This is a genomic window from Terribacillus aidingensis, assembly GCF_900215625.1.
Taxonomy (GTDB): Bacteria; Bacillota; Bacilli; order Bacillales; family Amphibacillaceae; genus Terribacillus; species Terribacillus aidingensis.
The window spans coordinates 505,057-530,394 of the sequence record NZ_OBEK01000001.1 but is presented as its reverse complement, the minus strand read 5'-3'; the positions used below and the strand labels follow the sequence as shown (position 1 = coordinate 530,394).

Here is a 25,338-nt window from a genome sequence, read left to right as displayed (position 1 = left end):
ATTTATATATAAATAATGTATAATTTTATATGGTTTGCTAAATTATGTTATATAGCAGAACATCCTTTATTTTACCATGTTCATTGTCCCCCTGCAATTCTTCCCTATCCCGCCTGTTTCCAAGCTATCTCATTGCATATCCTTTCTATCCTTGTATATAATTAGTTAGGGTATCGAAATATTAACGCGAAAGAAGTGTTATCCATCTAATGACGGACGAACAGCTCGCAAAACGCAACCTGTTTATCATGTGGTTCGCCAACTTTTTCATTTCGGCGAGCCTAAGTATGATTATGCCATTTCTATCTTTATATATTTCATCTTTCGGCACTTTATCAGAACGAGAAGTGCAAAGCTGGTCCGGCATCATTTTTGGCGTGACTTTTGTTACTGCCTTTATCTGCTCTCCATTTTGGGGAAAGCTAGGTGACCGTTACGGCCGGAAATTGATTTTAATTATAACTTCCTTCGGCATGGGGATCTCGATTCTCCTGCTTGGTTTCACCGAAAATGTATGGCAGCTGTTTATGCTGCGATTGTTTATGGGAATTTTCACTGGTTTTATCGGGATATCCCAAGCGTTTATCTCGACACAAACACCAAGTCACATCGCTGGACGTGTGCTCGGCACCTTACAGACTGGAAGCATTACCGGCATGCTTTTCGGCCCTCTGCTTGGCGGAATTCTTGCTGACAGCATCGGGTTCCACGGTACATTCTTCCTTGTTTCGTTAAGCGTTTTCACTTCTGCGCTGTTAGTAACATGCGGGACAAAAGAATATCTCGTTAAGATCCAAAAAGGTGAAAAATCACATTATACCTCCAAAGAAGTGCTGGCGCATATTTTACGAGATCCAATTTTGTTAGTCGTTCTGATTTTAAGTTCCTTAATTCAGATTGCTAACTTCAGTGTGCAGCCTATCCTATCTCTTTATGTACAAGAACTGCACGGACCAGAAAACATCGCCTTTTATTCTGGAATTGCCTTTTCTGCTGCCGGGCTGGGCAACTTGCTGATGACGAGAACGTGGGGTAAACTGGGCGACCGCATTGGTTATGTTAAGATACTGATTGGCCTCATCTTCGCTGCCGGAATTGTCTATATTCCGGGCGCCCTGGTGAATTCGGTATGGGAACTTGCTGTAATACGGCTGTTTCTAGGCATGGCAATTGGCGGAATCATCCCGCTGCGCGTAGCTTACATCCGCCAAGCTGCTCCTATCAGCATGCAAGGGGAAGTGCTCGGCTACAATAACAGCTTACGCTTCCTCGGGAATTTTATCGGTCCCATCATGGGCGGCATAATGGCTGGTTATTTCGGCTTCTCCGCCGTCTTCTATATGACAAGTGCATTGCTTATTATATGCGGTGTCACATTGCTCACGGCACATATCAAGAACGGCCGCAGCAGCACACGAGCTCACTCGATTTAAAAAGGATTGCCGATTTATTTCGGCAATCCTTTTTGATTACATATTAAAGCTGCGCACAGCTACTGCTTCGATTTCTACGTTGGCACCTTTCGGCAGCTTAGAAATTTCTACTGTTGCACGTGCCGGATAAGGCTCGGATAGATGACGTCCGTACACTTCATTTACAGCAGCAAAGTCATCCAGAGATGTCAGGAAGATGGTTGTTTTAACAACTTGGTCAAATGATAAACCAGCTTCATCCAAAATAGCAGTCAAGTTTTTCATTACCTGCTCTGTCTGCTCTGTAATTGACTCCGCCATCTCTCCTGTTTCCGGGTTCAAAGGAATTTGTCCGGAAATATATACCGTACCAGCAGTTTCAATCGCTTGTGAATATGGTCCGATTGCCTGTGGTGCTTTATCTGTTTGAATGATATTACGCATATGTCTCTCTCCTAATTAAAATAGATTTTTAAAGAAATCCCCAATAGACTTGAAGAAATCCTTCACGCCCTGCCAAAAACCATCATTGTTGGCAACTTCGTCAATCTTACCTTGAATCGTGCTAGCGATATCCTCCAATTGGTTTTTAACGCTATCAAAGTCAATATCCAACTGACGCATTTTATCAAACAGATCTATCAACAGTTGTCTGTCTTCTTCACTTAAACTAATCTCCAGCTTACTCAGCTGATCGGATACGATCTGCTCCACTTCTTCCCGTGTGGCAGGGTTTTGTTCGGCAATATCCTGTTTAATATCTGTCATGAGCTGGGTTACTTTTTCATTATCCAGCCCTTCTTGCTGCGCTAGATCTGTCGTCAGATCCAATTCATCATTGGCAACTTCTGTCCGCTCCGGATCCAAGTTGCCATCTGCTGTGTCATACGCTTTGTATATACCTGTCAGCGCTGAATGGCCGCTCACCTTCACTGGAGATGCAACTTCTACTGTTGCATTTTCAATTCCTGCAGTAAGCAGAGCATTTTTGTACATGTCCACAGTTACTTCTGTAATATTATCTGGTGTCACAATTTCTATTTCCAGACCATGTCCTTCATCTTCTCTCGTAATCATTGCGGAAGAATACATTCTGGAATTGGCATCTCCATTTATGTACTTCACGATATCATCTGCTGTAACTGCAATTTCCTCTACATTATTTGTATTTGTTACGCCAAGATCTTCTCTAACTTGCTGTTTTTGTGCATCTGACAGCGAATCTCCAACAACGACAATCGGCAAGCCGAATTTTTCATTAATACTATCCGTGTTCTTTCCAGTATTTGCGGATACAACATCGGAAAAGGCAAAGCTAAGCACCAGGGCAAATGCAACACAAGCCGCCATGCATTTTGTTAACCAACTCATGGAAAATATTCCACCTTTTCTTCAAAATGGTCTTGCTTTCTCATTATAAACTTTTCATGAAATAAATAAAGCTATATCTTAGACCGCCAAAAAAGACAATATAAAAAAGCTGCACTATTGTGATGCAGCTTTCCACTAAGAACGTTTCTGAACAGATCCGTCTTTTTTATGAATGATTGTCTCTGTTCCTTTATTATCGGCAATCTCTTTTGCTCGGTTGATTGCATCCTGTTTGTTATCAAATACCTTTGAAGGTCGTTTCGCATCTTTTGCCTGCACTGCCCAGCCGCCATCGTGCGGTACAACTTCTTCGGCGTTATCCATTAAATCTGGGTTACTGTGAGAAGCATCATCATCTCGTTCGGTTGGATCACCATTTTTCATAAAGTCTTTCACTTCTTTTTCCGAAGCATTGTCATGCCACTCTTTCGCCTGACTAGTAGCAATCGGAATTGCTCTGCCTTCCTCATAGCCTTCGTCCAGCATCGCGTTCGCAATGTCAATTGCTTTCTTTTTGACTGGTTTGTCCAAGTTTTTCAGTGAAGCAGGATAGTCGTCCATTGTCCAAGGCATGCTAAAAACTCCTTTGCTTGTTTTCGTATATGTATTATTCCCTATCTTCCTCTGGTAAAACACCGGAAGCAAAAGAGTTGTATATAGGAATGTCCCGCTTTACAATTGCTCTATTACCAAAAAGGAGATGATGCCCTATGGCAGCAAATGAAGAAATACAATTAGCCAAACGACCGGAAGGCATGCCAACAGAGGAGAATTTCCGCTTTGTCGAAACAGAAGTCCCGGAACTTGAAGAAGGACAGGTGCTAGTTAAGAGTATTTATATTAGTGTAGATCCTTATATGCGCGGCAGAATGAGCGATGCAAAATCCTATGTTGCTCCTTATGAAGTAGATGCTCCGATTTCCGGAGGCGTTGTCGGACAAGTAACAGAATCACAATCTGATAAATTCCAAAAAGGCGACTATGTGCTAGGCAATCTGCCTTGGGCGCGCTACAGCGCAGTAAATGCAGAAACACTGCAAAAGGTCGATCCTGAGCTCGGACCAGTTTCCACTGCATTAGGAGTGCTCGGCATGCCTGGTCTTACCGCTTATTTCGGCCTAACAGATATCGGTGAACCGAAGTCTGGTGAAACAGTCGTTGTTTCCGGTGCTGCCGGTGCAGTTGGCTCCACCGTTGTACAAATCGCCAAAATTCTCGGCGCACGCGTTGTCGGCATTGCCGGGTCACCAAAGAAACTCGATTACGTGAAAAACACATTAGGCGCTGATGAAGTAATCAACTACAAAGAAGAAGATGTAGCAAAAGCATTAGAGAAAGCCTGCCCAGATGGCGTAGACGTTTACTTCGACAACGTCGGCGGCCCTGTATCTGACGCAGTGTATCCATTATTGAATGCCCATGCCCGCATCCCGCTCTGCGGCAGCATCTCTTCTTACAATAAAAAAGAAGACCAAGGCCCGCGCATTCACGGCTACCTTGTAAAATCTAAAGCTAAAATGCAAGGCTTTATCGTAGCTGACTATAGCGAACGCTTCACTGAAGGTAAAAAACAGCTGTCTGAATGGTTCAAACAAGACAAGCTAACCTTCGAAGAAAACGTTGTAGACGGTTTTGAAAACGTACCAGATGCATTTCTTGGATTGTTCAAAGGTGAGAATTTAGGGAAGCAATTGGTGAAAGTAGCGGAAGCGGAATAACAAAAAAGCTAGTGATGCCGATTGGCTCACTAGCTTTTTTCTAATTATCTATTATCCACTTTCTCCGGATACAAATCATGATTCATCATACGATGATCTGCCATTTGCTCATACTTCGTGCCTGGACGGCCGTAGTTGACGTATGGATCGATGGAGATTCCGCCGCGTGGTGTGAACTTGCCCCATACTTCGATGTAGCGCGGGTTCATTAGTTCTTTCAGGTCGTTCAAGATGATGTTGATGCAATCTTCGTGAAAATCACCGTGGTTGCGGAAGCTGAATAGATACAGCTTCAATGATTTACTTTCGACCATCTTTTCATCTGGAATGTAGCTGATATACACGGTACCAAAATCGGGCTGGTTCGTGATTGGGCACAGTGTTGTGAATTCCGGACAATTGAATTTCACGAAATAATCGCGGTATACGTGTTTATTATCAAAGGTTTCAAGAACCTCAGGTTTATAATCGAAATCGTAGACATTGTTTTGGTTGCCTAGCAATGTTACGTCTTCCATTTCTTCTGGATTTCTTCCTGCCATTGTATTTCCTCCTTGCTGTTGCTATATTGCACAAGCGTTTTTTATTATAAAGGATTTTCTCCGTTTTGTCTCATGAAGGTCGTCACGTCTTGTTCTGTCGGCATGCCAGCTTGTGCTCCAGGTGTTTCGATTTGCAAAGCAGCTGCCGCATTTGCGTAGCGACAAGCGTCAGCCAGCTGACTGCCAGAAGCCAGTCTTACAGCGAGCGCAGCGTTAAATGTATCACCAGCTCCCGTTGTATCAATTGCTTCGGCAGGATAAGCAGCTATGGTTCCTCCGCTATAGACAACGCCTTTCTCTCCCTTTGTAATCACAAGCTTGTCGGGAAATTCCTGAAGCGCCTTGTTTGTATCTTCAAACAAGATAGCAGCTTCTGATTCATTTGGTGTGATGTAGCTTGCTTGCTGAATAATTGCCTCAGGCAGCGCTTGAGCTGGTGCAGGATTCAGTATGTAAGGGACTTTCACTTCCTGACAATATGCAGCGACGGCGGCAACTGTTTCTATTGGGATTTCTAGCTGGATGAGGACAATATCACTCGATTCGATAACATCCTTTTTTTCCTTAATAGACGCTGGTGTTAACTGAAAGTTTGCCCCCGGGATCACAGTGATGCTGTTGTCTCCCTCTACCACTTGGATAACAGCGACTCCAGAAGATGCTGCCGCTCTGCCAATATGGTTTGTACGAACATTTTCCTGCTCCAGGACGTGTACCAATTCATCGCCGAAAGCATCTTGTCCGACCATCCCAATCAAGCTGACATCTGCCCCAAGCCGTGCGGCTGCAACAGCTTGATTGGCTCCTTTGCCCCCTGGAAAGGTTTCAAAACGCTCGCCGAGTATCGTTTCACCAGCTGCCGGCCGTTTCGCTGCTGTTGCCGTCAAATCCATATTCAAACTCCCGATTACTGTAAGTTTCGGCTTTTTCAGCATAGCTAGTCCCCCTTTAGAAGATGATCGTTTTATTGCCGAACACGATCACACGGTCATCCACATGCCATTTCATTGCCCGCATCAGCACACTGCGCTCTACTAGACGGCCTACGCGTTTTAAGTCTGCTGCTTTATCTTTATGATTGACCCGATGAATATCCTGTTCAATGATTGGTCCTTCGTCCAAATCAGATGTGACATAGTGACTTGTCGCTCCGATCAGCTTAACCCCCCGCTCAAATGCGCGTTCATATGGTTTAGCACCAATGAAGGCCGGCAGGAAGCTATGGTGGATGTTGATGATTTTATTTTTATAGTTTTCCAGGAAAGCCGGCGTTAATATCTGCATATATCTTGCTAAGATTACCGTATCAATTTGATACTGTTTCAACACAGAAAGCTGCTGGCGCTCTGCTTCCTGGCGAATATCTTTATTAGCCGGAATATGGTGAAACGGTATACCGTACGCTTCCGCTAGATCACGGGCATCTTCATGATTGCTGACAATCACCGCCAGATCCGCCATCAGATTGCCGCTTTGGTATTCCCAAAGAATCTCCTGTAAGCAATGCAGTTCTTTCGAAACGAAAACCGCCAATTTTTTTAAATCGCGAACGCGCACAAGCTGCCAATCCATTTGAAAATGTGCTGCGATAGATTGAAAGTCTTCCTCCAGCTGATGGGTATCACTTTCTCGCTGACATTCAAATTCTATGCGCAAGAAAAAGCTGCCGCCGTCTGGATCGGTTGTATATTGGTTGGACTCCATAATATTTGCTTTTTGCTTATAAAGAAATTCGGATACTGCAGCCACAATCCCCGGCTGATCGGGACAAGAAATGACAATTCGATATCTGTTTTCATTTTGCTGCTGAAATGCTTTGATTTTTTCAAGAAAATGCACGGCCATGATTATCCTCCTAATATACTTTCCTATATCTTAATTCTTTTATCTTAACGATTGTACCCTATTTCCACAACAGGGATGAGAAACAAAAAAATACGATTCCAACTGACCGGAATCGTATGTATTGTGTGAGCTGCTAACTCTTTTATACAATAGTAATTTGCTTGAGTGTCTCCAGACAGAATTCAATTTCTGCTTTGCTCGTATTAAGAGGAGGAAGAATTCGCAGCACATGCTCACCAGCTACAAGTACGAGTAACCCGAGCTCTCGCGCTTGATGAACGAGTTCAATTGCCTTCCCACTTGTTCCAAGGCCGAGCAGCAAGCCTTTTCCGCGTACATCCGTAAAAGCAGAAGACTGCGTAACAAGCGTTTGCAGTTCTTCCCGGAAATAATCGGCTATCTCCTGCACTTCTGCCAGGAATTCTGTATGGGCGATTACATCAAGCGTTGCTTTTCCAGCTGCTGCGGCTACTGGATTGCCGCCGAAAGTACTGCCGTGGCTGCCGGCCTCAAAAGCGGCCGCTGCCTTTTCCGTTGCCAGCATAGCGCCAATCGGAATACCAGAACCAAGCCCCTTTGCTGTTGTCATCACATCCGGCTGGACACCATATTGCTCATATGCGTAAAGTGTGCCTGTTCGGCCGACACCTGTTTGCACTTCATCCAGCATAAGCAAGACATCGTGCTCTTTACAAAGACGTTCTACTTCTTTCACCCAAGCAGGATCAGCTGGAATCACACCACCTTCTCCTTGCACAAGCTCCAGCAGCACACCACATGTATTTGGTCCAATCAATTCTTCCAATGCTTGGTTATCATTATATGGAAGATAGCGAAAACCTTTTGCAAGCGGTGCAAAATGCTTTTGAATTTTTTCCTGTCCAGTTGCAGCGAGTGTCGCTAACGTTCGGCCGTGGAAAGACTGGCTAAACGTGACCACTTCATAAGCTGACGTTGCTTTCACCTTTTGCGCATAGCTTCGGGCTAGTTTTATTGCTGCTTCGTTCGCTTCTGCTCCGCTATTTGCGAAAAATACTTGATCAGCGAATGTGTTCGCGGTAAGCAGATTTGCCAGCTGCTCTTGAATAGGAATATGGTATAAATTCGAACAATGCCATAACGTATCGAGCTGTTCTTTAACAGCCCCTTTAACAGAAGCTGGTGCATGACCTAGATTACATGTAGCAATACCAGCTGTGTAGTCCAAATATTGCTTTCCGTTTTCGTCCCAAACATAACTGCCTTCCCCTTTCGTAATGGAAATAGGAAATCGGCTGTACGTTGGCATGACCGATGACACTGCTGCATTCGTTTCAGACATGGTAAGCCTCCTCTGATAAAGTAATAGTCGTTCCTTCGACATTTCCATCTACAAGCTGAAGCAAGCTATTTTCAGCTAGCCCATTGACGATCGTAACTTTTTCCGCACCTTGTTTGAGTGCTTCTAAAGCTGCTTGGACTTTCGGAATCATGCCGTCTTTAATCAAACCTTGCTGAATCATCTGCTTTAATTCATCATCGGTTACATTGGTCAGCATTTGCTTCTCACCGTCAACTTGACGATAAATGCCTGGTATATCACTGATAAAGCATAATTCTGCTTGAAGCGCCCGTGCAATAGCAGATGCTGCCAGGTCAGCGTTTATATTGAACCTCGCATCATCTTCTCCGCCAGCAAGCGGTGAAATGACAGGAATATTATCTTGTTCAACAATCTGCTCAATCAGCGCGGTGTTCACTTTTGTTACCGTTCCTACCAGCCCAAGCTTTGCTGCATTGGCTACAGGCTCTGCATAAAGCAGCTTTCCGTCAAGTCCGCTGATTCCGTACGCGCTCGTTCTGGACATCAGTTTCCGGACGAGAAATTTATTCATCGCTCCGCTTAATGCCATCTCCACCACATCAAGCACTTCTTCCGTTGTGACACGGAGCCCATCTATAAATTCTGCTTTTACTCCCGTTTGCTGCAGCAGTTCATTGATCAGCTTCCCGCCTCCATGCACAATGATCGGTTTCCAGTCTCCTTGCTTTTGAATCGCAGCGATATTGTCATAAAAATTGTCCGGCAGTTTATCAATGATGCTGCCGCCGCATTTAATAATTAAGAATTTCATCAGACAGCCCCCTCACGTCCGGTAGGAAGCATTAATTTTGACGTAGTCATAAGATAAATCACAGCCCCAGGCAGTTGCTTCTTCGGATCCTTCCTGCAGATCAATCGTGATTACTACTGTTTGCTGCTTCAATTGTTTACTAGCCGATTGCTCATCAAATGCAGCTGGTTTCCCTGCTTGGACAACCTGCACGTCACCTAGCCAAACAGAAATATTATTCGGGTTAAACGTTGCGCCGCTGTTTCCAGCAGCCATGATGATTCTGCCCCAGTTTGGATCCGCCCCATAAATGGCTGTTTTTACAAGACTAGAAGCAACGATTGTCTTCCCGATCGCACCAGCTTCCTCTGCCGTTGCTGCATGCTGTACACGCACTTCCACAAGCTTCGTTGCCCCTTCCCCGTCGCGGGCAATCTTTTTCGCTAGCTCTTGTGACACATAATGGAACGCTGCATAAAACTTCTCCCAATCCGCGTGGCCTGGATGCAGCTCCTTATTGCCGGCTTTTCCGTTTGCAAGCACAAGTACCATATCATTGGTGCTCGTATCTCCATCTATCGTGATCATATTATAAGACTGATCGGTCGATTGCTTAAGCAGCTGCTCCAGCACATCAGCAGGGATGGCGGCATCTGTCGTAACAAAGGCAAGCATCGTTGCCATGTTCGGATGGATCATCCCTGAACCTTTCGCTGCGCCGCCGATTGTAACTGGCACGCCATCAATAGAGACTGTGACAGCAACCTGCTTTGTGCATGTGTCTGTTGTCAAAATGGCGTGGGCGAAATCATCCGCCTGACCTTGCAGCTCTATTGAATGAATACCATCAATCACTTTATCCATCGGCAGCTGGACACCGATTAAACCTGTTGATGCTACCGCTGCATACGCTGTCGGAATCCCAAGCTGATCAGCAAATGTCTGACGCATAGTATAAGCATTTATCAGCCCTTCTTCTCCCGTACAGGCATTGGCGTTCGCGCTGTTGACAACAATTCCTTGCAGCTTCCCTTCTTGACGAATGCTTTCTTCCGTCACAAGAAGCGGTGCAGCACGAAAGCTATTTAATGTATACACACCAGCAGCAGATGCCGGTACTTCCGAGTAGATCCAGCCAAGGTCCAGTTTATTTCCTTTTCGTAAACCGATAGCAGCTCCGCCAGCCTGGAAGCCGCCAGGACTGCTGACATTTCCATCTTCTAAGATTGTATATGCCGCCTGTTTTGTCTTTATCATTTCATTCTCTCCTTTATGGATAAACCGGCAGCGTCCATAAACCTGCTGTCTGCTCCCAGCCCTGCATCATATTCATATTTTGAATGGCTTGCCCTGCTGCTCCCTTAACCAAATTATCGATAACAGATACGATCGTCAGTCTATTCGTGCGTTCGTCCAAGTGAAGCCCTATATCACAGAAATTACTAGCTGCCACTTCCTTCGTTGCCGGCCACTCGCCTAATGACCTAAGGCGAACAAATGGATGAGTTTCATAATAATTTTCATATGATTCCAATAATTCTGATGCTGTTTTATCGGTTGTAAGGTCCGCATACATCGTTGCCATAATGCCGCGCGTCATTGGAACGAGCTGTGTAGTAAGGCTGACTGGATGCTGAGAACCTGATATGCCAGCTAACGCTTGTTCAATCTCAGGAATATGTTTGTGGGAACCTAGCTTATACGCTTTTATATTTTCGTTTATTTCGCTGTAGTGCGAAATGGCTGTTGGTGTCTTGCCAGCTCCGGAGAGTCCTGATTTGGCATCAATAATAATGGAGGCTGGGTTAATGAGCCCGTTATGTACTGCTGGCAGCAGTCCAAGAAGCGTTGCTGTCGGATAACAGCCGGGATTTGCGACGAAATCAGCCTTGCTAATCTGCTCCGCGTTCAGCTCTGGAAGTCCATATACAGCTTTCTCTAATAGTTCTTCTGAAGCTGCATCCTGCTGATACCATTCTTTATAAACAGCAGCTTCCTTTAATCGAAAGTCACCTGCTAAGTCGACACAGCGAATTCCTGCTTCTGTAAGTCTAGGGAGCAGATCTCTGCTTACACCCGGCGGAGCTGCAAAAAATGCAAAGTCCACCTGCTCACTTAATGCTTTAACATCAAAGGTTTCTAAGCTTCCGGTTATAAACCCATCTGTATGCGGATAAAAGTCCGTCAATGATTTTCCCGCACTGGAATGGGAGATAATTGTTTTTACTTCTGCATATGGATGTATATGCAAGAAACGCAGCAATTCTACCGCTCCATAACCTGTACCGCCAATTATTGCTACTTTCAAGACTGCATCCTCCTCTGAACAAGTTCGAATTGATTAGTAATTATACTTTAGTATGTATTTTTATTCAATAGTTCTGAATAAAGAAATTATAGTTCAGCATGATTTTGCACTTCTTGACTCAACTTATAATACTATGTACAATTAGTGTATTGTTTTCATCACGGACTAACACAATTAAATGATGTAACAACGGTAGAAGTTAAGAGAAGTGTCCCTATTGTCTAAAAAACTATGGAGGAGGTTCTTGCATGACACCGCTTATATGGTTCTTATATGTCATCGTCCCGGTACTAGGAATGCTAGCCGCATTCATTCAAGCAAGCCGCATGAAAGAGGAAGGGGAAGATAACGAATGATTGCCACGTTTATCATTTACTTGGCTGCGGTATTCATTATTGGATACACCGCTGAAAAATTTATATCAAAAGGGGAAGAAGGATTTTATCTAGGAGACCGGAATTTCGGAGCCTTTTCTACCGCTATTAGTGCAGGAGCGACTGACTCCAGCGGATGGATATTCATCGGAGCTGCCGGCCAAGCATATCTTGCGGGTATCTCCACTATGTGGATGCTGCCAGGATTCCTGATTGGTTATTTCGTGAACTGGTTTATCGTTGCTCCTCGATTACGTAAGTTTTCCGAGAAATCGGAGGCACTGAGTATGTCTGACTTCTTCGAAAAACGCTTCAATGATAAATCGCACTTATTAAAAATCACCTCGAGCGTCATCATCATTATTTTCTTTGTTGCTTATATGGGGTCTCAGCTATCGGCTGCAGGTAAAACATTAGATGCCGTCATTGACTTTGATTTCAATACAGGTCTTATACTTAGCGGTATCTTCGTTTTAGGCTATTCCATTCTCGGCGGATATCGTTCGGTTATGGTTACCGACGTGACGCAAGGGGTTATGATGTTACTTGTACTAGCTGGTTTCCCGCTCTATATGATTTTGTTCCAGCTTGGCGGTTTTGGCACTTTCTTTGACACTGTGAGAAGTATTGATCCATTGCTCGCCTCTCCAGCAGCAGGTAATATTGGTTCGCTCGCAGTCGGTATAATTATCGGTCATATTGCATTTGGTTTTGGTGTACCAGGTCAGCCGCATATATCGCAGCGCTTTTTGTCCGCTAAAGATAACAGCACCATCAAGCAGGGATCCATTATTGCAATGGCATGGATTATTATCTCTATGACAGGAGCTAACCTGCTTGGATTAATCGGCCGCGTCTTGCTTCCTAACTTGGAGGATCCAGAATATGTATTCCCAACTGTTGCGATGGAGGTATCGCACCCTATTATTGCCGGTGTTATCGTAGGTGCTATCTTTGCCGCCATTCAGTCAACATTCTCTTCCCAGCTGATGGTTACTACACAGGCAATTGCAAGTGATATTTGGAAATCCGTTTCGAAAAAGGAATATTCGAGCAAACAGTCTCTTGTTATCAGCCGTACAGCTATGGTAGTGCTGACGCTGCTCGCTATTGGTATAGCACTGCTCAATTTACAATCTGTCTTTGCACTTGTTCAATATGCATGGGCTGGATTGGCAGCAAGCTTTGCGCCGGTTCTTATATTCAGTCTATACTCGAATATCGCTACTAAATGGGGTGCCTTCTCCAGTATGATTACTGGTTCTCTTGTGACGGTAATCTGGAAAGGTTTAGGCTTGGATGCGTATTTATACGAGATTATCCCAGGCTTAGTTGTTTCAACACTTGTATTACTTGTTGTAAGCAAACTTACTAAACAGCGTGACAATGCTCCACTGAAAGAAGAAAGTATGAATCTTTAAAACGAAAGACAGGTTTGCCAGGATAATAGCGGCAAACCTGTTTTTTCCCGTCATAACGTTGACTTTCCCGGGGAACCTTCCTATCATTAGGTTCAGCTATTCTATTTAAAAGGATGAGACGATGTGAAAATTAAGTCTTTGTATAAGACCATCTACGATGATCTTGTCAGCAAGATCATGAGCGGATACTATAAAGAAGGCCAAAAGCTTCCATCTGAAAAAGAACTGGACCAGCTTTATCACGCCAGCAGAACACCTGTGAGACAGGCTTTATCCAAACTGGAAAGTGACGGGTTTATCTATCGGCTGCAAGGGCGCGGATCCTTTGTATCTGATAATCGTCCAAAACAGCTATGGACAAGAATGACTGGGTTCACCAATTATTACTTAAGCGAATGGGAAAAGATCACTTCACGTACAATCGATGTTGAGAAAGTACCTGCACCGGCTGCGATTTCACCGCTGCTGAAGTTAACGGATGGTGACAGTGCGCTGCTGACCAAGATGACTCGCATCCGTTTTTATGAAGGCGATCCTATCATCTATTTGCAGCATTATCTGCATCCTCGTTTCCCAGTTGAATCACTGCAATCAAATGAAAATTTCTTTTCTATTGCAGAAATCTTAAATGAAGAGTTCCAAGTGAAGGTGGCACGAGCGGATGAGGAGATCGAGGCTATTATGGCAGATGATTACTTAAAGGATGTCCTCCAGCTGGATGATGCACACACTCCCTTAATCAAGGTAACTAGAACATCTTATACGGCAGCTGATGAACCCCTGGACGTAAATGTGTACTACGTTAATTCGAAGAGATGGAAATTCGAAGTAAGCTTTCGTCAAAGCGAGAAAAATTTCGAGTTTTTCTGAATCAAAAGCGCACTGCTCGTGCGCTTTTTGTATTGCTTCATGAAAATCGTTGCACTACCAAAAAAATATGTTATACTGCAATCAAATAGCTTGTAAGCGCTAACAAATTATACACTTGCACTTTCCCGCTGCTGTAAAATTTGATTTGGCAAAATGCTAGTAGGAGGAGAATGATGATGCGATCTAAAAAGACGCTTATTCATGTTGCTGTAGATATTAATCAGACTGCAAATCAATTCAAATCAAGCATTGTACTTGTAATGGATAATAAAGTAGTAGATGCGAAAAGCATGCTCGGTCTTTCTAATTCCGTGCTTACTTCTCACTTTTTCCGTTTGGAAATATACGGCGAGGATGCGGAAGAAGCGAAAAGAGCAATGCGGGATGTGTTCTTAAGTAACGGACTGCCTGTTGAAATTAGTGAAAAATAAACCCAATAAAAGACAGCTCCGCCGAAACGGTGAGCTGTCTTTTATTAAAATCGTGAGGCTTTTGGAATGATGTGATTCCGAAGCTGGCCAAGATCCTCGATTTCTATCTCCACTACATCCCCATCTTTCAAAAACTGCGGCGGATTCATGGCAAAACCAACACCGTTCGGAGTGCCGGTCATAATCACATCTCCCGGCTCCAGCGTCATAATCTCAGAAATGAATGAAACAAGATACGGAACGGAGAAAATAAGCTGTCCGGTATTAGAGTCCTGGCGCTTCTCCCCGTTCACAAACGTCCGAATAGAAAGATTGGAAACATCTTCGATTTCGTCAGCAGTGACAAGATACGGCCCCATTGGCGCACTTCTGTCCAGCGTTTTCCCCTGCAGGAACTGGGGAGTCCGCCGCTGCAGATCACGTGCTGTCACATCGTTGGCAATTGTGTAGCCAGCTATGTATTGCATTGCCTCTTTCTCCGGTACTTCTTGCGCTCTCCTGCCGATAACAACCGCAAGCTCCCCTTCATAATCCAGCTTTTCGGTCAGCTTCGAGTGGTATACGCCTTGGTCATGTGCACAAACTGCATTAGCAAATTTACCGAAAAGAACTGGATATTCCGGCATTTCCCTGCCCATCTCTTCTATATGATCCTTATAATTCAACCCTACACAAATAATCTTGCCTGGCTTTGGTACTGGCGGTCCTAATTTCACTTCTTCTGCTCTGTATTGTACTGTGTTAAGACCCTCACTGCGTGCAAATGCCTCCGCTCGGCAAGCACGTTTCAGTGCTTGGGGGCCCATTTGGTAAAATACATGCGGATCTGCGGGAAGCAGGCTCGCTACCGACATAGCTAAATCCACTTCTCCCTCTGACAGAAGAAAATGCCGATATGCCTCTTGCAGATCAACGACACGTCCCTCGACACTGCTTCCAATTCGATATGGATGCAGCTCTTTTCCAGCTTTATAGGTTACTAGCTTCATTATGCTGTTCCCCCTTCATTGTTTGAATACTCGAAATTAACTCTCTCTTCTATGATATAGTAAGAAAGTCAGACAGCATAGAAGAAAGGGAGTCTTAGAATGAAAAATGTTTACTTGAATCATGATGGCGGTGTAGATGATTTAATTTCGCTATACCTGCTGCTGAAAATGGAAAATGTAAATCTAATTGGCTGTTCCGTTATTCCAGCTGATTGCTATTTGGAACCAGCATTATCAGCCAGTCGTAAAATTAACGACAAATTCGGTGATCCGGAAACATTGGAAATAGCTGCATCTACTTCGCGAGGCAAAAATCCTTTTCCGAAAGATTGGCGTATGCACGCTTTCTTCGTTGATGCGCTGCCAATTCTGAATGAACAGCTTCCTGTGCAAACAAAGGTGGCTGAAAAACCTGCACATTTAGATTTAATTGATAAGCTCAAAGCACAAAAAGAGAAAACAACACTCATCTTCATTGGACCGCTGACAGATTTAGCTCGAGCGTTAGAGGTGGATGCTTCTATTGAACAGCATATTGAGAAGCTTGTCTGGATGGGCGGCACCTTGCTGCCGAATGGCAACGTGGAAGAACCTGAGCATGATGGAACAGCGGAATGGAATGCCTTCTGGGATCCGGAAGCCATGGACGTTGTTTGGAAAAGTGACATACTAATTGACATGGTCGCTCTGGAAAGTACGAATCAAGTACCTCTAACTGTGGATATCCGAAACAACTGGGCGAAAAACCGCAAGCATGAAGGTGTGGATTTTGTCGGCCAAAGCTATGCCGCTGTCCCTCCGCTCGTTCACTTTGAGACGAATTCCACTTACTATTTGTGGGATGTGCTGACAACTGCATCCGTCGGAAAAGAAGCATTAGTCAAGAAGAAGTCCGTGTCTGTAAGTGTGGAAGCACATGGACCATCACAAGGTCGTACATATGAAAATCAAGACGGGAAAAGAATTAAATTGGTCTATGATGTGGATCATGATGCGTTCTTCTCTTACATTCTAGACTTAATGAGGGCTTAAACATATAATTGGTATCGCACATATACAAGAAATTTGTTATACTATTCCGTGGCTGTTATCCACAAGTGGATAACTTAAAACGCATGAAACGGAAAGAAGGCAGATTAGCGACATGTATATGGATTACCATCATCACACGAACAACTCGATTGATTCTAAAGCAGTCATGCAAGATGTCTGCAAGGAAGCAATCAGCAAAGGAATTAAAGAAATTTGCTTTACCGAACATTACTCTGTCAATCCTTTGGCGCCTACTTATGGTCATATGGATTTTACTAAATACCAAGCAGACATTGCTGCATCACGGGAACAATTTGGCGATCAGCTGTCCATCAAAATGGGAATCGAGCTGTGCGAACCGCATTTGATGATGGATGTTTATGAAAAAGCGCTTCAGCCTGTTCCTTTCGATTTCATCATGGGTTCTGTGCATAATATCGGCAACCAAAAGCTGCGTCTGCATCTGCGCGCTAATCCAGAGACATTTTATCAAGACTATTTTGCAGAGATGTACAAGCTTGTATCAGATGCAGATATCGATGTTTTGGCACATATTGATCTGATGAAGCGGTATGCTGTCCAAGAAGGTCATGATATCTATTCTTTTGAGCAGCACAAAGATCAAATCGCTGCCATTCTGGAGAAAGCGATTCAGCGCAGTATTGGGATAGAAATTAATACATCCGGCATGCGCAGCTCACTTGGTGAAGCGATGCCGACTCCGCAAATTGTATCGCTTTATCACGACTTAGGCGGCAGAATCTTGACTCTGGGTTCGGATTCTCATAAAGCAGAAACAGTCGGCGCTGGAATAAAAGAAGCCGCGCAAATTGCGCGGCAATGCGGTTTTACTCATATTCACCAATTTGAAAACCGCAAGCCGAAAGCTGTGCCTTTAAGCTAAATTTTTCTCTCATTTCGCAGTTTATGTTTAATAAACGCAACAAATTGATCATCCTGGCTGGACGGCAGCAATGCTGGACGGTCAGGATTTTTCATGACAGCTTCATCTTCCCTCCAAAGTTCTTTTCGTAAGTGGCGAAGTCGAACATAATACGTCATCAGCTTCAAATCAAGCCACATTTCTTCTTTAAAGAATTCAAATACTTCTGCTTGACTGTCCATCGTCTCCTGTTTCTTCTGCGCAATTGTGTATTGCGCTTGTATAATTTGATTCACATGCTTCTCCATTAATTCCAGCTCTTCTGTTGTAAACGTACCTTTTTCAAGGGTATCGTTCATTAGCTTTTCTGCTTCGTCAGTATGCTTCAATATGATTAGCTGCTGGTCCCGAATTGTATTCAATAAATCAGAGAACCGGGAAAACGATTGCTGAATCATTTCTGTCGCTAAATGCATGACGTTTTTTTCAACATTCTCCAATAAGTCCTGAAACGTATGGTAACGTTTATCTGTCAGCCTGACCCCATTATCAGAAGTCAAACGCTGAATAGTCTGTACGCTCGTCATATATCGATAGTACCGACCTGCCATTTCTTCTACTTCATGCTCTGCCGGCACTCTGCCGTCCTCTGCGACTAGCAATCGATCATTACTGGGCATATAAATAAAATAATAATGCACCGGTATTTTATTCTCCTTATAAACTGCGGGACATAAGTCCATACGTTCATCCTGCTGCTGCCGATTACGCTCAGACGCCTCTGTCACCGGCTGCGGTAAAGATTCTTTCGTAATCATCTGATTTCCTCCGTTCTTTCCTGCTCATTACCTATTATTTCACAAATCACCCTATCTCAATCCTACCTTATTCCACTATTCCAGTGTAAGCATTTTCATGACATAGAATTAAAAAAATAACAGCCCGTCAGGACTGTTATTCGGTCTTTGCTGTTCGCGGAAGAATTAATACTTCCACGCGACGGTTTTTCTCTTTGCCTTCAGCTGTATCGTTTGAGGCAATTGGTTTGAACTCTCCATAGCCTTTGGCGCTAAACCAACGCGGGTCAAGCTTGTCATTTTCTAATACAACCTTCATGAAATTAACGGAGCGCATGACACTGAGTTCCCAGTTAGAATGATAGGAAGATGTACTAATCGGGACGTTATCGGTGTGTCCGCTAATGATTACTTCTCGAGGCGGATCCATCACAAGCAGATCGGAAATCTCCCTGGCAATTTCTTCGTCATTTACACTCACTTCACTGCTGCCGGAATTAAATAAGACGTTATCGTTAATCGTTAACAGCAGTCCCTCATCTGTCAAATCCGCGGAAAACTTATTACTCAAATCTTTATCTTTAATGTATGTTTCGATTTTTTCTTGAATCTGCTGCAGTTCTTCCCGCTCTGCCGCTTCGAGAGCAGCTTTGTTCTTTTCTTCTTCACTGACCTCTGGTGTAACAGCAGCCTCTATTGTCTCTTCTTTCTTTTCTTCCTCGTTAATCGGGTCAGTAACTGTAGAACTTGTCTCATTTCCAGACGTCATGCTCGTATTTGACTCCAATAATCCTTCTCCGCCATGCAGCACACTGCTGAAGCTATCGGATATTTTATTGAATTTCTGCGCGTCGATGGAACTTGTTGCAAACAAGACAATAAAAAGCGCCAGCAGCAGGGTCAGAAGATCCGCATAAGGAAGAAGCCAGGATTCGTCGACATGTTCTTCGTGTTTTTTGTGCTTGCGCTTCCTGCTCATACCGCTACTTCCTCTTCTGCATCGCCAAACTCCGCTTTTTCTTTGCTCGGCAGGTAAGCGAGCAGCTTCTGCTCAAGCATTCGCGGTGTTTCCCCTTCCAAAATGGAAAGAATCCCTTCTACCATCAACAGCTTATGCTGCACTTCTTGCTGTGTTTTTCGTTTCAGCTTGTTGGCAATAGGGTGACAAATAACATACCCCATGAAAATTCCCATCAACGTGGCAACGAAGGCCGCTGCAATAGCGTGGCTTAACTTATCAATATCTGATATATCGCCAAGTGCTGCAATTAGTCCAATAACAGCGCCTAGTACGCCTAGTGAAGGTGCATAAGTACCTGCCTGAGTAAAGATAGCAGCTCCAATTGCATGACGGTCTTCCAAGGCATCTACTTCTTCATTCAGCACATTACGGATATATTCTGGTGATTCTCCATCGACAGCCATGCTTAAGCCGTTTCGAAGAAAGTCATCCTCTATATCACGCGTACTGTTTTCTAATGCCAGCAATCCTTCTTTTCTGCTGATCTGAGACCATTCAGAAAACATGCTGACAAGTTCTTTCGTATCAAATTGCTGTTTGCTTTTAAATACAACTCCGAGCAACTTAGGAAATCGTTTTAATTCGTTCCCTGGAAAAGCTAGTGTTACGGATGCAGCCGTACCGACTAGAATGATCAGGATGGCAGCAGGATTAATAAGCGCAGCAGGACTGACACCCTTCAATACCATTCCGACACCAACCGCAACCAGACCTAATATGACACCAATTAGTGAAGATTTATCCATATTTCCATTCTCCTAAATTAGTTTGATTACTCCTTATATCGGATACATTCCAGAAATCTGTATCTTTTTTAATAAACTTTACGTTTCTTTTCCAGTTGAGAAGGCTAATAGTAACAGAAGTGTCATATTTCTATTCGACAGTATAAGGTGCGTCCTTCTACCTAAGCAAATACATAACATTAGACACCATTGGCAGGAATACATGTGACAAAGGTGGTGTTTGTTTCTGTTGTGAAATCGCATACATAGGACGTAAGATAAAAGTAAGCACTTACAAATTAATTTGTTTTTATAAAAGGAGGAAACAGCATGGCACAGGAAAAAACCAGTGTCCGCGCTCGCGTTCAGAAGTTCGGCTCCTATCTAAGCAGCATGGTTATGCCGAACATCGGCGCATTTATTGCTTGGGGTCTTATTACAGCTTTATTTATTCCTGATGGATATTTTCCTAACGAAACAATCGCAGCTATCGTAAGTCCCTCTATCACTTATCTTTTGCCACTGTTAATTGGTTTCACGGGCGGCCGTCTTGTACACGATATTCGAGGCGGGGTTGTCGGCGCAATCGTTACCATGGGAGCGATCGTTGGTTCTCCGGATACGCCAATGTTTTTAGGCGCAATGGCAATGGGTCCGCTTGGCGGGTATGCCATTAAGTTATTTGACCAATATGTTGGATCTAAAGTACGTTCCGGGTTCGAAATGCTCGTTAATAACTTCTCTGCCGGTATTATCGGCGGTGCTTTAGCAATTGGTGCTATCTATTTCGTTGGTCCGCTTCTTGAAGGATTGACAAATGTATTGTCATCTGGCGTTGACTGGCTTGTAGGACTCGGTCTTCTGCCACTTGTCAATGTCTTGATCGAACCAGCAAAAGTATTGTTCCTAAACAATGCAATCAACCATAGTATTTTCACCCCCCTTGGTCTGGAACAATCGGCAGAAGTCGGTAAATCCATCCTATTTTTATTAGAAGCGAATCCTGGTCCAGGACTAGGTATCCTGCTCGCTTTTATAGTATTTGGAAAAGGAAGTGCAAGAGCGTCTGCACCAGGTGCAGCAATCATCCACTTCTTGGGTGGTATACATGAAATCTACTTCCCTTATATTCTGATGAAGCCATTCTTGATTATTGCAGCTATTGGCGGCGGAGTAACTGGAACACTTATTTTCTCCCTGATGGATGTTGGTCTTCGTGCGGCAGCTTCACCTGGTAGTGTTATCGCGATTTTCCTAATGGGTAATCCAAGTGACTATCTTGGCTTGGCACTAGGTATTCTTGGTGCAGCAGCTGTATCCTTCGCAATCTCTGCTGTAATCATGAAGAGCAGTAAAAATGCAGAAACAGATATCGAGGAAGCAACTGCGAAATCAAAAGAAATGAAAGGTACGAAGCCTGCAGCTGCCGTGGGTATTAATCAATCTGGCGGTGCAGCAGATGATGCTGCTGAGAATTTGGATACAGCTCCAGAACATGCAGACAATAGCAGGGAGGCTTTCAATTACAGCAATGTAAACAAGATTACTTTTGCTTGTGATGCCGGAATGGGCTCCAGCGCAATGGGCGCTTCCCTACTTCGTAAGAAAATGAAAGATGCTGGATTGGATGTTCATGTAGACAATGCTGCTATCTCTAACATCCAAGACGATGCAGACATTGTGATCACACAAAAGAACTTAACAGACCGCGCACGTAATAAACGACCAGGTGCGGAGCACATCTCTGTAGAAAACTTCTTGAACAGTCCGAAATACGCTGAACTGATTGAGAATTTAAAGAAGCACCAATAAGCAGGGAGTGATTTGATTTGGAATTGGTTAGCAGCAGAGAGAGAAGAATCATCCTGCAATTGCTGCGTTCCAGACACCAATTCATCTCCATTCGAGAGCTGGCAGAGTTATTACATGTCAGCTCTCGAACTATTCATCGGGAATTGAAACAGGTGGAACGGACACTTGCCGAGTATGAACTATCTTTACTTCGTGTCACTGGTTCTGGTATTCGCGTAGAAGGAGATTCTGATCAGATGGAAACCTTACAGAAGCAGTTGCATGAAGCGGTTGAGGTAGACACGACCCAAGAAGAAAGGCTGCTCCACTTACTCTTTCTGTTAGTAGGAGCTTCGGAGCCGGTTAAGGCCGCTTTTTTGGCAAACAAAGTACAGCTGTCAAAAACAGCTGTCTCCCTCTATTTAGATGCATTGGAGGCAAAACTGGCGGTGTACATGCTAACCATCACCAGGCGCCGCGGTGTCGGCGTTGAGTTGGAAGGCGAAGAGAACGAAAAACGAAAAGCACTTGTTCAGCTTACGATGGAACAGCTGGATCAAGCATCTATATATACATTTACAAATGATTATGAAGAACGAAACTTGCACCAGTTTCTGCAGCAATTTATCAAAGAACAGCAGATGACGTTAGTCGAGAAATATGTCATGGAGCATGTCGCAAAACTGTCTTACTCGATCGCAGATAATGCTTATGTCGCGCTAATCACCTATATCAGCATTACCATTCAGCGGATCAAACAGGGGCGGTTCGTCAGCCTCTCCCCTCCGCTGCTGAAATCTTTACAAAAAACAGAAGAATATACGATTGCTGCTGCACTTAGCAGGGAATTGGAAACTAGCTTGTCCCTTAGCTTTTCCACGTCCGAAATCGGCTGCATTGCTGTTCAAATTCAAGGTGCTAAACGGAACGAAACCATGCATCGTTCTGACCCGCTGTTCGAACTGCAAGTTCAAGCATTCATTCAGCTCGTTGCCGCTGCCATCAAGCTGCCGCAGCTTGAAAAGGATGAAGCATTTACCGACAGCTTGCTCACCCATATCGAACCAGCCATCAGCCGGGCGCGAGAAGGCATTCAGACTTATAATCCGCTCACTGAGAAAATTGAACACGATTACAAGGAAGTTGTTGCAGCAGTCCGTGAGGCTTTGGAAGCTGTCTTTCCTGCCTTTCATTTCGGACAAGGAGAAGTTGCCTTTTTGGCGCTGCACTTTGCTTCTGCAAAGGAGCGGCAGCGCAGCAGGCAACGACTACACGCTTTAGTTGTTTGCGCAAGCGGAATTGGCACTTCAAAAATGCTGGCTAGCAGATTGCAGAATGAATTCCCGGAGATCACACAGGTCACATTATCGTCTTATTTAGAACTAAAAGACATAGAGCCAGACAAATTTGACTTGCTCGTATCGACGATTAGCCTTGATCAATTCAACAAGCCCTACTTGCTTGTCAATCCGCTGCTGCCTTCCCCGGATGTGAAACGGATGGACGCTTTCATTCAGCAGGAGCTGCCAACCATTTATACGAAACGAAAGCAGATAACACCTGCCAGAACAGCATCATCTATGAAGCCGGAAACAGCTGCTTTTGAGCCAAAACTGGCAGAGCTTCAAACACTGGCAGCAGTATCGCGCATACTGTGGAAGCGCTTTTTCATCGATAACGCTTATCAAAGTCAGACTGATTTATTTGCATATATAGAACAGCAGGCTGCTGAACAGTCGATTATTAAAGCAAAAGGAACGCTCGCTGAGCTTCTGCACAATCGTGAAGAGCTTGGCGGTATGGGTATTCCTGACACACGGATGGCGCTGTATCACAGCCGAAACAATGATATAGCACAGCCTGCATTTTGGATGATGGCGCTATCCTCCCCTATTTCAATTAAGGGGATGGACAACCGGGTGATGAAGGCAGACCGCCTGTTCATCCTTGCTGCACCGGACAATTTGCCTTTGAGCTGTTATGAGCTGTTCAGTAAAATCTCAAGTTTTATATTAGAAGAGCATATCCAGCCACTGATTCGTTCAGCGGATCAAAAGGCACTCAGCAAGGAATTGGCGCAGCTGCTCACTGCCCACATCCAGCAATTCACAGATCACTTAGGAGGGTAATCATGCAAGTATTACAAGAAGCAAATATTCTAATGAACACAAAATTAACAGATCAGGAAGATGCCATTCGCAAAGCCGGTCAGATTCTTGTGGATAATGGTTATGTTAACGCAACCTATGTGGATAAAATGATCGAACGTGAAGCATTGACTTCCACGTATATGGGTAATTTTGTTGCCATTCCGCATGGTACAGAAGATGCCAAAGATGAAGTGATTGCTTCCGGAATCTCTGTCATTCAAGCACCAGAGGGTGTGACATTTGAAGGAAATGAAGTAAAACTTGTCTTCGGTATTGCCGGGAAAAACAATGAACATTTAGATATTCTTTCGCAGATTGCTATTGTCTGCTCAGAGGAGGAAAACATCGATAAGCTTGTTAGCGCGACAAGCAAACAAGAGATTATAGATATGTTCTCTGAGGTGGATGCATAATGAAAAGCGTACACATCGGAGCAGGCAATATCGGACGAGGCTTTATCGGCGCCCTTCTCTCTCATGCAGATATCCATGTAACTTTTGCTGATGTCAATGCAGATATCATTTCTGCCCTGAAGGAAAGGCAGCAATATGAAGTTGTTTATGCCCAGGAAGAAGCGCATTCCGAAACGATTACCGGGGTTACGGCTTTAAACAGTACTACCGAAGAAGAAGCTGTCGTCAAAGCAATTGCTGAAGCCGATCTTATTACGACTGCTGTTGGTCCGTCCATCTTGCCTCATGTGGCCCCAGTTATAGCAAAAGGACTTGTTCAACATGCGAAGCAGCCAAAGCCAGTTCATGTAATTGCTTGTGAAAATATGATTCGCGGTTCCAGCCAATTACGTGAATTCGTTATGCCGCATATTGATGAACAGGACAAGGAACAAGTTGAAAGCTATACAGCGTTCTGTGACGCAGCAGTCGACCGGATTGTTCCGATCCAAGAACAGCAGGATTTGCTGACAGTACAAGTTGAGCCTTACTTTGAGTGGGTTGTAGAGAAGAAAAATTGGCAAGGTGCGCTTCCTGCTATCGAAGCAATTACTTTTGTCGATAATCTGGATCCTTATATTGAAAGAAAGCTGCTCACTGTTAATACAGGACATGCCGCTATAGCCTATGCAGGATATGCCAAAGGCTATAGCACAATTATCGAGGCTATCCAAGATGAAGAAATTCTAACATTAGCTAAGCATGCTTTAGAAGAAACTAGCGCACTACTGAAAGATAAATGGAACTTCCAGGAAGACGATTTGAATCACTATATCACAAAAATCCTGCAGCGTTACCAAAATCCATACATTTCCGATCTCGTCACGCGTGTAGGACGCGGGCCAATCCGTAAGCTTGGTCCGAAAGACAGACTCGTGTATCCGACTCAAGCTTTATTGGAGCAAGGGAAAACTGCTGATGCATTGCTGACTACCATTGCTTATGCCTTACATTTCAATCCAGCTGATGATGAGGAAGCAGCTGAATTACAGGAGCGCATTAAGTCAGAAGGTGCTGCTTCAACGTTAGCCAGCATTAGCGGGCAAACCCAAGACAGTGCGCTTGTACAGCAAGCGATAAAGAAATATGAACAGCAAAAAGACAGAGTCTAAA

25 protein-coding genes are annotated in these 25,338 nt (G+C 44.1%); 11 read left to right on the top strand and 14 right to left on the bottom strand.

Translation table 11 applies throughout. The features are described from left to right. Nucleotides 1-209: 209 nt before the first annotated feature. Nucleotides 210-1,433: an MFS transporter gene (locus CRO17_RS02590; RefSeq protein WP_097038969.1), complete on the top strand. Its 1,224-nt coding sequence runs from the start codon at nt 210-212 to the stop codon at nt 1,431-1,433. Between the two features lie 36 nt (nt 1,434-1,469). On the opposite strand, the gene CRO17_RS02585 is transcribed toward CRO17_RS02590, so the two are convergent. The 3 genes from CRO17_RS02585 to CRO17_RS02575 form a co-directional block, all read right to left on the bottom strand. Beyond that, complete coding sequence (locus CRO17_RS02585) at nt 1,470-1,856, bottom strand: RidA family protein (protein ID WP_097038967.1); 387 nt, start codon at nt 1,854-1,856, stop codon at nt 1,470-1,472. Nucleotides 1,857-1,871: 15 nt separating this feature from the next. After that, nucleotides 1,872-2,783, bottom strand: a complete 912-nt coding sequence (locus CRO17_RS02580) for a DUF1002 domain-containing protein (protein WP_245864560.1) — start codon at nt 2,781-2,783, stop codon at nt 1,872-1,874. 135 nt (nt 2,784-2,918) lie between these two features. Further along, complete coding sequence (locus CRO17_RS02575) at nt 2,919-3,356, bottom strand: DUF2188 domain-containing protein (protein WP_097038966.1); 438 nt, start codon at nt 3,354-3,356, stop codon at nt 2,919-2,921. Nucleotides 3,357-3,493: 137 nt separating this feature from the next. Here CRO17_RS02575 and CRO17_RS02570 point away from each other — a divergent pair, with 137 nt between their 5' ends. Continuing rightward, on the top strand, nt 3,494-4,501 hold the full coding sequence (locus CRO17_RS02570; RefSeq protein ID WP_097038964.1) for an NADP-dependent oxidoreductase: 1,008 nt from the start codon (nt 3,494-3,496) through the stop codon (nt 4,499-4,501). A gap of 44 nt (nt 4,502-4,545) precedes the next feature. Here CRO17_RS02570 and queF read toward each other — a convergent pair whose 3' ends face one another. The 7 genes from queF to argC form a co-directional block, all read right to left on the bottom strand. Then, complete coding sequence (queF, locus tag CRO17_RS02565; protein WP_097038962.1) at nt 4,546-5,043, bottom strand: preQ(1) synthase; 498 nt, start codon at nt 5,041-5,043, stop codon at nt 4,546-4,548. A 44-nt stretch (nt 5,044-5,087) separates the two neighbouring features. Next, complete coding sequence (rbsK, locus tag CRO17_RS02560; protein ID WP_097038960.1) at nt 5,088-5,978, bottom strand: ribokinase; 891 nt, start codon at nt 5,976-5,978, stop codon at nt 5,088-5,090. A 13-nt stretch (nt 5,979-5,991) separates the two neighbouring features. Then, nucleotides 5,992-6,888, bottom strand: coding sequence for a formyltetrahydrofolate deformylase (purU, locus tag CRO17_RS02555; protein WP_097038958.1), 897 nt, complete (start codon nt 6,886-6,888; stop codon nt 5,992-5,994). Nucleotides 6,889-7,030: 142 nt separating this feature from the next. Then, nucleotides 7,031-8,209, bottom strand: a complete 1,179-nt coding sequence (locus CRO17_RS02550) for an acetylornithine transaminase (RefSeq protein WP_097038956.1) — start codon at nt 8,207-8,209, stop codon at nt 7,031-7,033. After that, nucleotides 8,202-9,002 (bottom strand): acetylglutamate kinase, encoded by an 801-nt coding sequence (gene argB, locus CRO17_RS02545; protein ID WP_097038954.1) that lies wholly within the window; start codon nt 9,000-9,002, stop codon nt 8,202-8,204. Before argB ends, CRO17_RS02550 begins: the two co-directional genes overlap by 8 nt. Nucleotides 9,003-9,014: 12 nt before the next feature. Continuing rightward, nucleotides 9,015-10,238 (bottom strand): bifunctional glutamate N-acetyltransferase/amino-acid acetyltransferase ArgJ, encoded by a 1,224-nt coding sequence (gene argJ / locus CRO17_RS02540; protein WP_097038953.1) that lies wholly within the window; start codon nt 10,236-10,238, stop codon nt 9,015-9,017. 13 nt (nt 10,239-10,251) lie between these two features. Continuing rightward, nucleotides 10,252-11,289, bottom strand: a complete 1,038-nt coding sequence (gene argC, locus CRO17_RS02535; RefSeq protein ID WP_097038951.1) for an N-acetyl-gamma-glutamyl-phosphate reductase — start codon at nt 11,287-11,289, stop codon at nt 10,252-10,254. Nucleotides 11,290-11,641: 352 nt separating this feature from the next. Here argC and CRO17_RS02530 point away from each other — a divergent pair, with 352 nt between their 5' ends. From CRO17_RS02530 to CRO17_RS02520, 3 genes are all read left to right on the top strand, one after another. Next, on the top strand, nt 11,642-13,084 hold the full coding sequence (locus CRO17_RS02530; protein ID WP_097038950.1) for a sodium/proline symporter: 1,443 nt from the start codon (nt 11,642-11,644) through the stop codon (nt 13,082-13,084). A gap of 123 nt (nt 13,085-13,207) precedes the next feature. Then, nucleotides 13,208-13,954: a GntR family transcriptional regulator gene (locus CRO17_RS02525; RefSeq protein ID WP_097038947.1), complete on the top strand. Its 747-nt coding sequence runs from the start codon at nt 13,208-13,210 to the stop codon at nt 13,952-13,954. A 173-nt stretch (nt 13,955-14,127) separates the two neighbouring features. Then, nucleotides 14,128-14,385 carry an HPr family phosphocarrier protein gene (locus tag CRO17_RS02520; protein ID WP_342748949.1) on the top strand — a complete coding sequence of 86 codons (258 nt, stop codon included), beginning with the start codon at nt 14,128-14,130 and terminating at the stop codon, nt 14,383-14,385. A gap of 44 nt (nt 14,386-14,429) precedes the next feature. Here CRO17_RS02520 and CRO17_RS02515 read toward each other — a convergent pair whose 3' ends face one another. Next, nucleotides 14,430-15,374 carry a fumarylacetoacetate hydrolase family protein gene (locus CRO17_RS02515; protein WP_097038946.1) on the bottom strand — a complete coding sequence of 315 codons (945 nt, stop codon included), beginning with the start codon at nt 15,372-15,374 and terminating at the stop codon, nt 14,430-14,432. 99 nt (nt 15,375-15,473) lie between these two features. Between CRO17_RS02515 and CRO17_RS02510 the strand changes: the two genes are divergently transcribed. Together CRO17_RS02510 and CRO17_RS02505 are read left to right on the top strand one after the other, a co-directional pair. Further along, nucleotides 15,474-16,406, top strand: coding sequence for a nucleoside hydrolase (locus CRO17_RS02510; protein ID WP_097038944.1), 933 nt, complete (start codon nt 15,474-15,476; stop codon nt 16,404-16,406). Between the two features lie 112 nt (nt 16,407-16,518). Next, nucleotides 16,519-17,310: a histidinol-phosphatase HisJ family protein gene (locus tag CRO17_RS02505; RefSeq protein WP_097038942.1), complete on the top strand. Its 792-nt coding sequence runs from the start codon at nt 16,519-16,521 to the stop codon at nt 17,308-17,310. Here CRO17_RS02505 and CRO17_RS02500 read toward each other — a convergent pair. The 3 genes from CRO17_RS02500 to motA form a co-directional block, all read right to left on the bottom strand. Further along, nucleotides 17,307-18,107, bottom strand: coding sequence for a hypothetical protein (locus CRO17_RS02500; RefSeq protein WP_097038940.1), 801 nt, complete (start codon nt 18,105-18,107; stop codon nt 17,307-17,309). The genes CRO17_RS02505 and CRO17_RS02500 overlap by 4 nt on opposite strands. A gap of 136 nt (nt 18,108-18,243) precedes the next feature. Next, nucleotides 18,244-19,065 (bottom strand): flagellar motor protein MotB, encoded by an 822-nt coding sequence (gene motB, locus CRO17_RS02495; RefSeq protein WP_097038938.1) that lies wholly within the window; start codon nt 19,063-19,065, stop codon nt 18,244-18,246. After that, nucleotides 19,062-19,853, bottom strand: coding sequence for a flagellar motor stator protein MotA (motA, locus tag CRO17_RS02490; RefSeq protein WP_097038936.1), 792 nt, complete (start codon nt 19,851-19,853; stop codon nt 19,062-19,064). The genes motB and motA overlap by 4 nt, the downstream gene beginning before the upstream one ends. Before the next feature lie 309 nt (nt 19,854-20,162). Between motA and CRO17_RS02485 the strand changes: the two genes are divergently transcribed. The 4 genes from CRO17_RS02485 to CRO17_RS02470 are packed head-to-tail and all read left to right on the top strand — an operon-like array spanning nt 20,163 to nt 25,337. Beyond that, on the top strand, nt 20,163-21,644 hold the full coding sequence (locus tag CRO17_RS02485) for a PTS mannitol transporter subunit IIBC (RefSeq protein ID WP_097038933.1): 1,482 nt from the start codon (nt 20,163-20,165) through the stop codon (nt 21,642-21,644). A gap of 17 nt (nt 21,645-21,661) precedes the next feature. Further along, entirely contained in the window at nt 21,662-23,752 is a 2,091-nt protein-coding gene (locus CRO17_RS02480) for a BglG family transcription antiterminator (protein ID WP_097038931.1), read from the top strand. A gap of 2 nt (nt 23,753-23,754) precedes the next feature. Then, the gene (locus tag CRO17_RS02475; RefSeq protein ID WP_097038929.1) at nt 23,755-24,186 is read left to right on the top strand and encodes a PTS mannitol transporter subunit IIA; all 432 of its coding nucleotides are present in this window, start codon (nt 23,755-23,757) and stop codon (nt 24,184-24,186) included. Next, entirely contained in the window at nt 24,186-25,337 is a 1,152-nt protein-coding gene (locus tag CRO17_RS02470) for a mannitol-1-phosphate 5-dehydrogenase (RefSeq protein WP_097038927.1), read from the top strand. Before CRO17_RS02475 ends, CRO17_RS02470 begins: the two co-directional genes overlap by 1 nt. Nucleotide 25,338 lies beyond the last annotated feature (1 nt).

What these genes read in the sequence shown, in the direction of transcription:
- CRO17_RS02590 (WP_097038969.1), top strand. Translation starts at nt 210, where the DNA reads ATGACGGACGAACAGCTCGCAAAACGCAACCTGTTTATCATGTGGTTC.
- CRO17_RS02585 (WP_097038967.1), bottom strand. Translation starts at nt 1,856, where the DNA reads ATGCGTAATATCATTCAAACAGATAAAGCACCACAGGCAATCGGACCA.
- CRO17_RS02580 (WP_245864560.1), bottom strand. Translation starts at nt 2,783, where the DNA reads ATGAGTTGGTTAACAAAATGCATGGCGGCTTGTGTTGCATTTGCCCTG.
- CRO17_RS02575 (WP_097038966.1), bottom strand. Translation starts at nt 3,356, where the DNA reads ATGCCTTGGACAATGGACGACTATCCTGCTTCACTGAAAAACTTGGAC.
- CRO17_RS02570 (WP_097038964.1), top strand. Translation starts at nt 3,494, where the DNA reads ATGGCAGCAAATGAAGAAATACAATTAGCCAAACGACCGGAAGGCATG.
- queF (WP_097038962.1), bottom strand. Translation starts at nt 5,043, where the DNA reads ATGGCAGGAAGAAATCCAGAAGAAATGGAAGACGTAACATTGCTAGGC.
- rbsK (WP_097038960.1), bottom strand. Translation starts at nt 5,978, where the DNA reads ATGCTGAAAAAGCCGAAACTTACAGTAATCGGGAGTTTGAATATGGAT.
- purU (WP_097038958.1), bottom strand. Translation starts at nt 6,888, where the DNA reads ATGGCCGTGCATTTTCTTGAAAAAATCAAAGCATTTCAGCAGCAAAAT.
- CRO17_RS02550 (WP_097038956.1), bottom strand. Translation starts at nt 8,209, where the DNA reads ATGTCTGAAACGAATGCAGCAGTGTCATCGGTCATGCCAACGTACAGC.
- argB (WP_097038954.1), bottom strand. Translation starts at nt 9,002, where the DNA reads ATGAAATTCTTAATTATTAAATGCGGCGGCAGCATCATTGATAAACTG.
- argJ (WP_097038953.1), bottom strand. Translation starts at nt 10,238, where the DNA reads ATGATAAAGACAAAACAGGCGGCATATACAATCTTAGAAGATGGAAAT.
- CRO17_RS02530 (WP_097038950.1), top strand. Translation starts at nt 11,642, where the DNA reads ATGATTGCCACGTTTATCATTTACTTGGCTGCGGTATTCATTATTGGA.
- CRO17_RS02520 (WP_342748949.1), top strand. Translation starts at nt 14,128, where the DNA reads ATGATGCGATCTAAAAAGACGCTTATTCATGTTGCTGTAGATATTAAT.
- CRO17_RS02515 (WP_097038946.1), bottom strand. Translation starts at nt 15,374, where the DNA reads ATGAAGCTAGTAACCTATAAAGCTGGAAAAGAGCTGCATCCATATCGA.
- CRO17_RS02510 (WP_097038944.1), top strand. Translation starts at nt 15,474, where the DNA reads ATGAAAAATGTTTACTTGAATCATGATGGCGGTGTAGATGATTTAATT.
- CRO17_RS02505 (WP_097038942.1), top strand. Translation starts at nt 16,519, where the DNA reads ATGTATATGGATTACCATCATCACACGAACAACTCGATTGATTCTAAA.
- CRO17_RS02500 (WP_097038940.1), bottom strand. Translation starts at nt 18,107, where the DNA reads ATGATTACGAAAGAATCTTTACCGCAGCCGGTGACAGAGGCGTCTGAG.
- motB (WP_097038938.1), bottom strand. Translation starts at nt 19,065, where the DNA reads ATGAGCAGGAAGCGCAAGCACAAAAAACACGAAGAACATGTCGACGAA.
- motA (WP_097038936.1), bottom strand. Translation starts at nt 19,853, where the DNA reads ATGGATAAATCTTCACTAATTGGTGTCATATTAGGTCTGGTTGCGGTT.
- CRO17_RS02485 (WP_097038933.1), top strand. Translation starts at nt 20,163, where the DNA reads ATGGCACAGGAAAAAACCAGTGTCCGCGCTCGCGTTCAGAAGTTCGGC.
- CRO17_RS02475 (WP_097038929.1), top strand. Translation starts at nt 23,755, where the DNA reads ATGCAAGTATTACAAGAAGCAAATATTCTAATGAACACAAAATTAACA.
- CRO17_RS02470 (WP_097038927.1), top strand. Translation starts at nt 24,186, where the DNA reads ATGAAAAGCGTACACATCGGAGCAGGCAATATCGGACGAGGCTTTATC.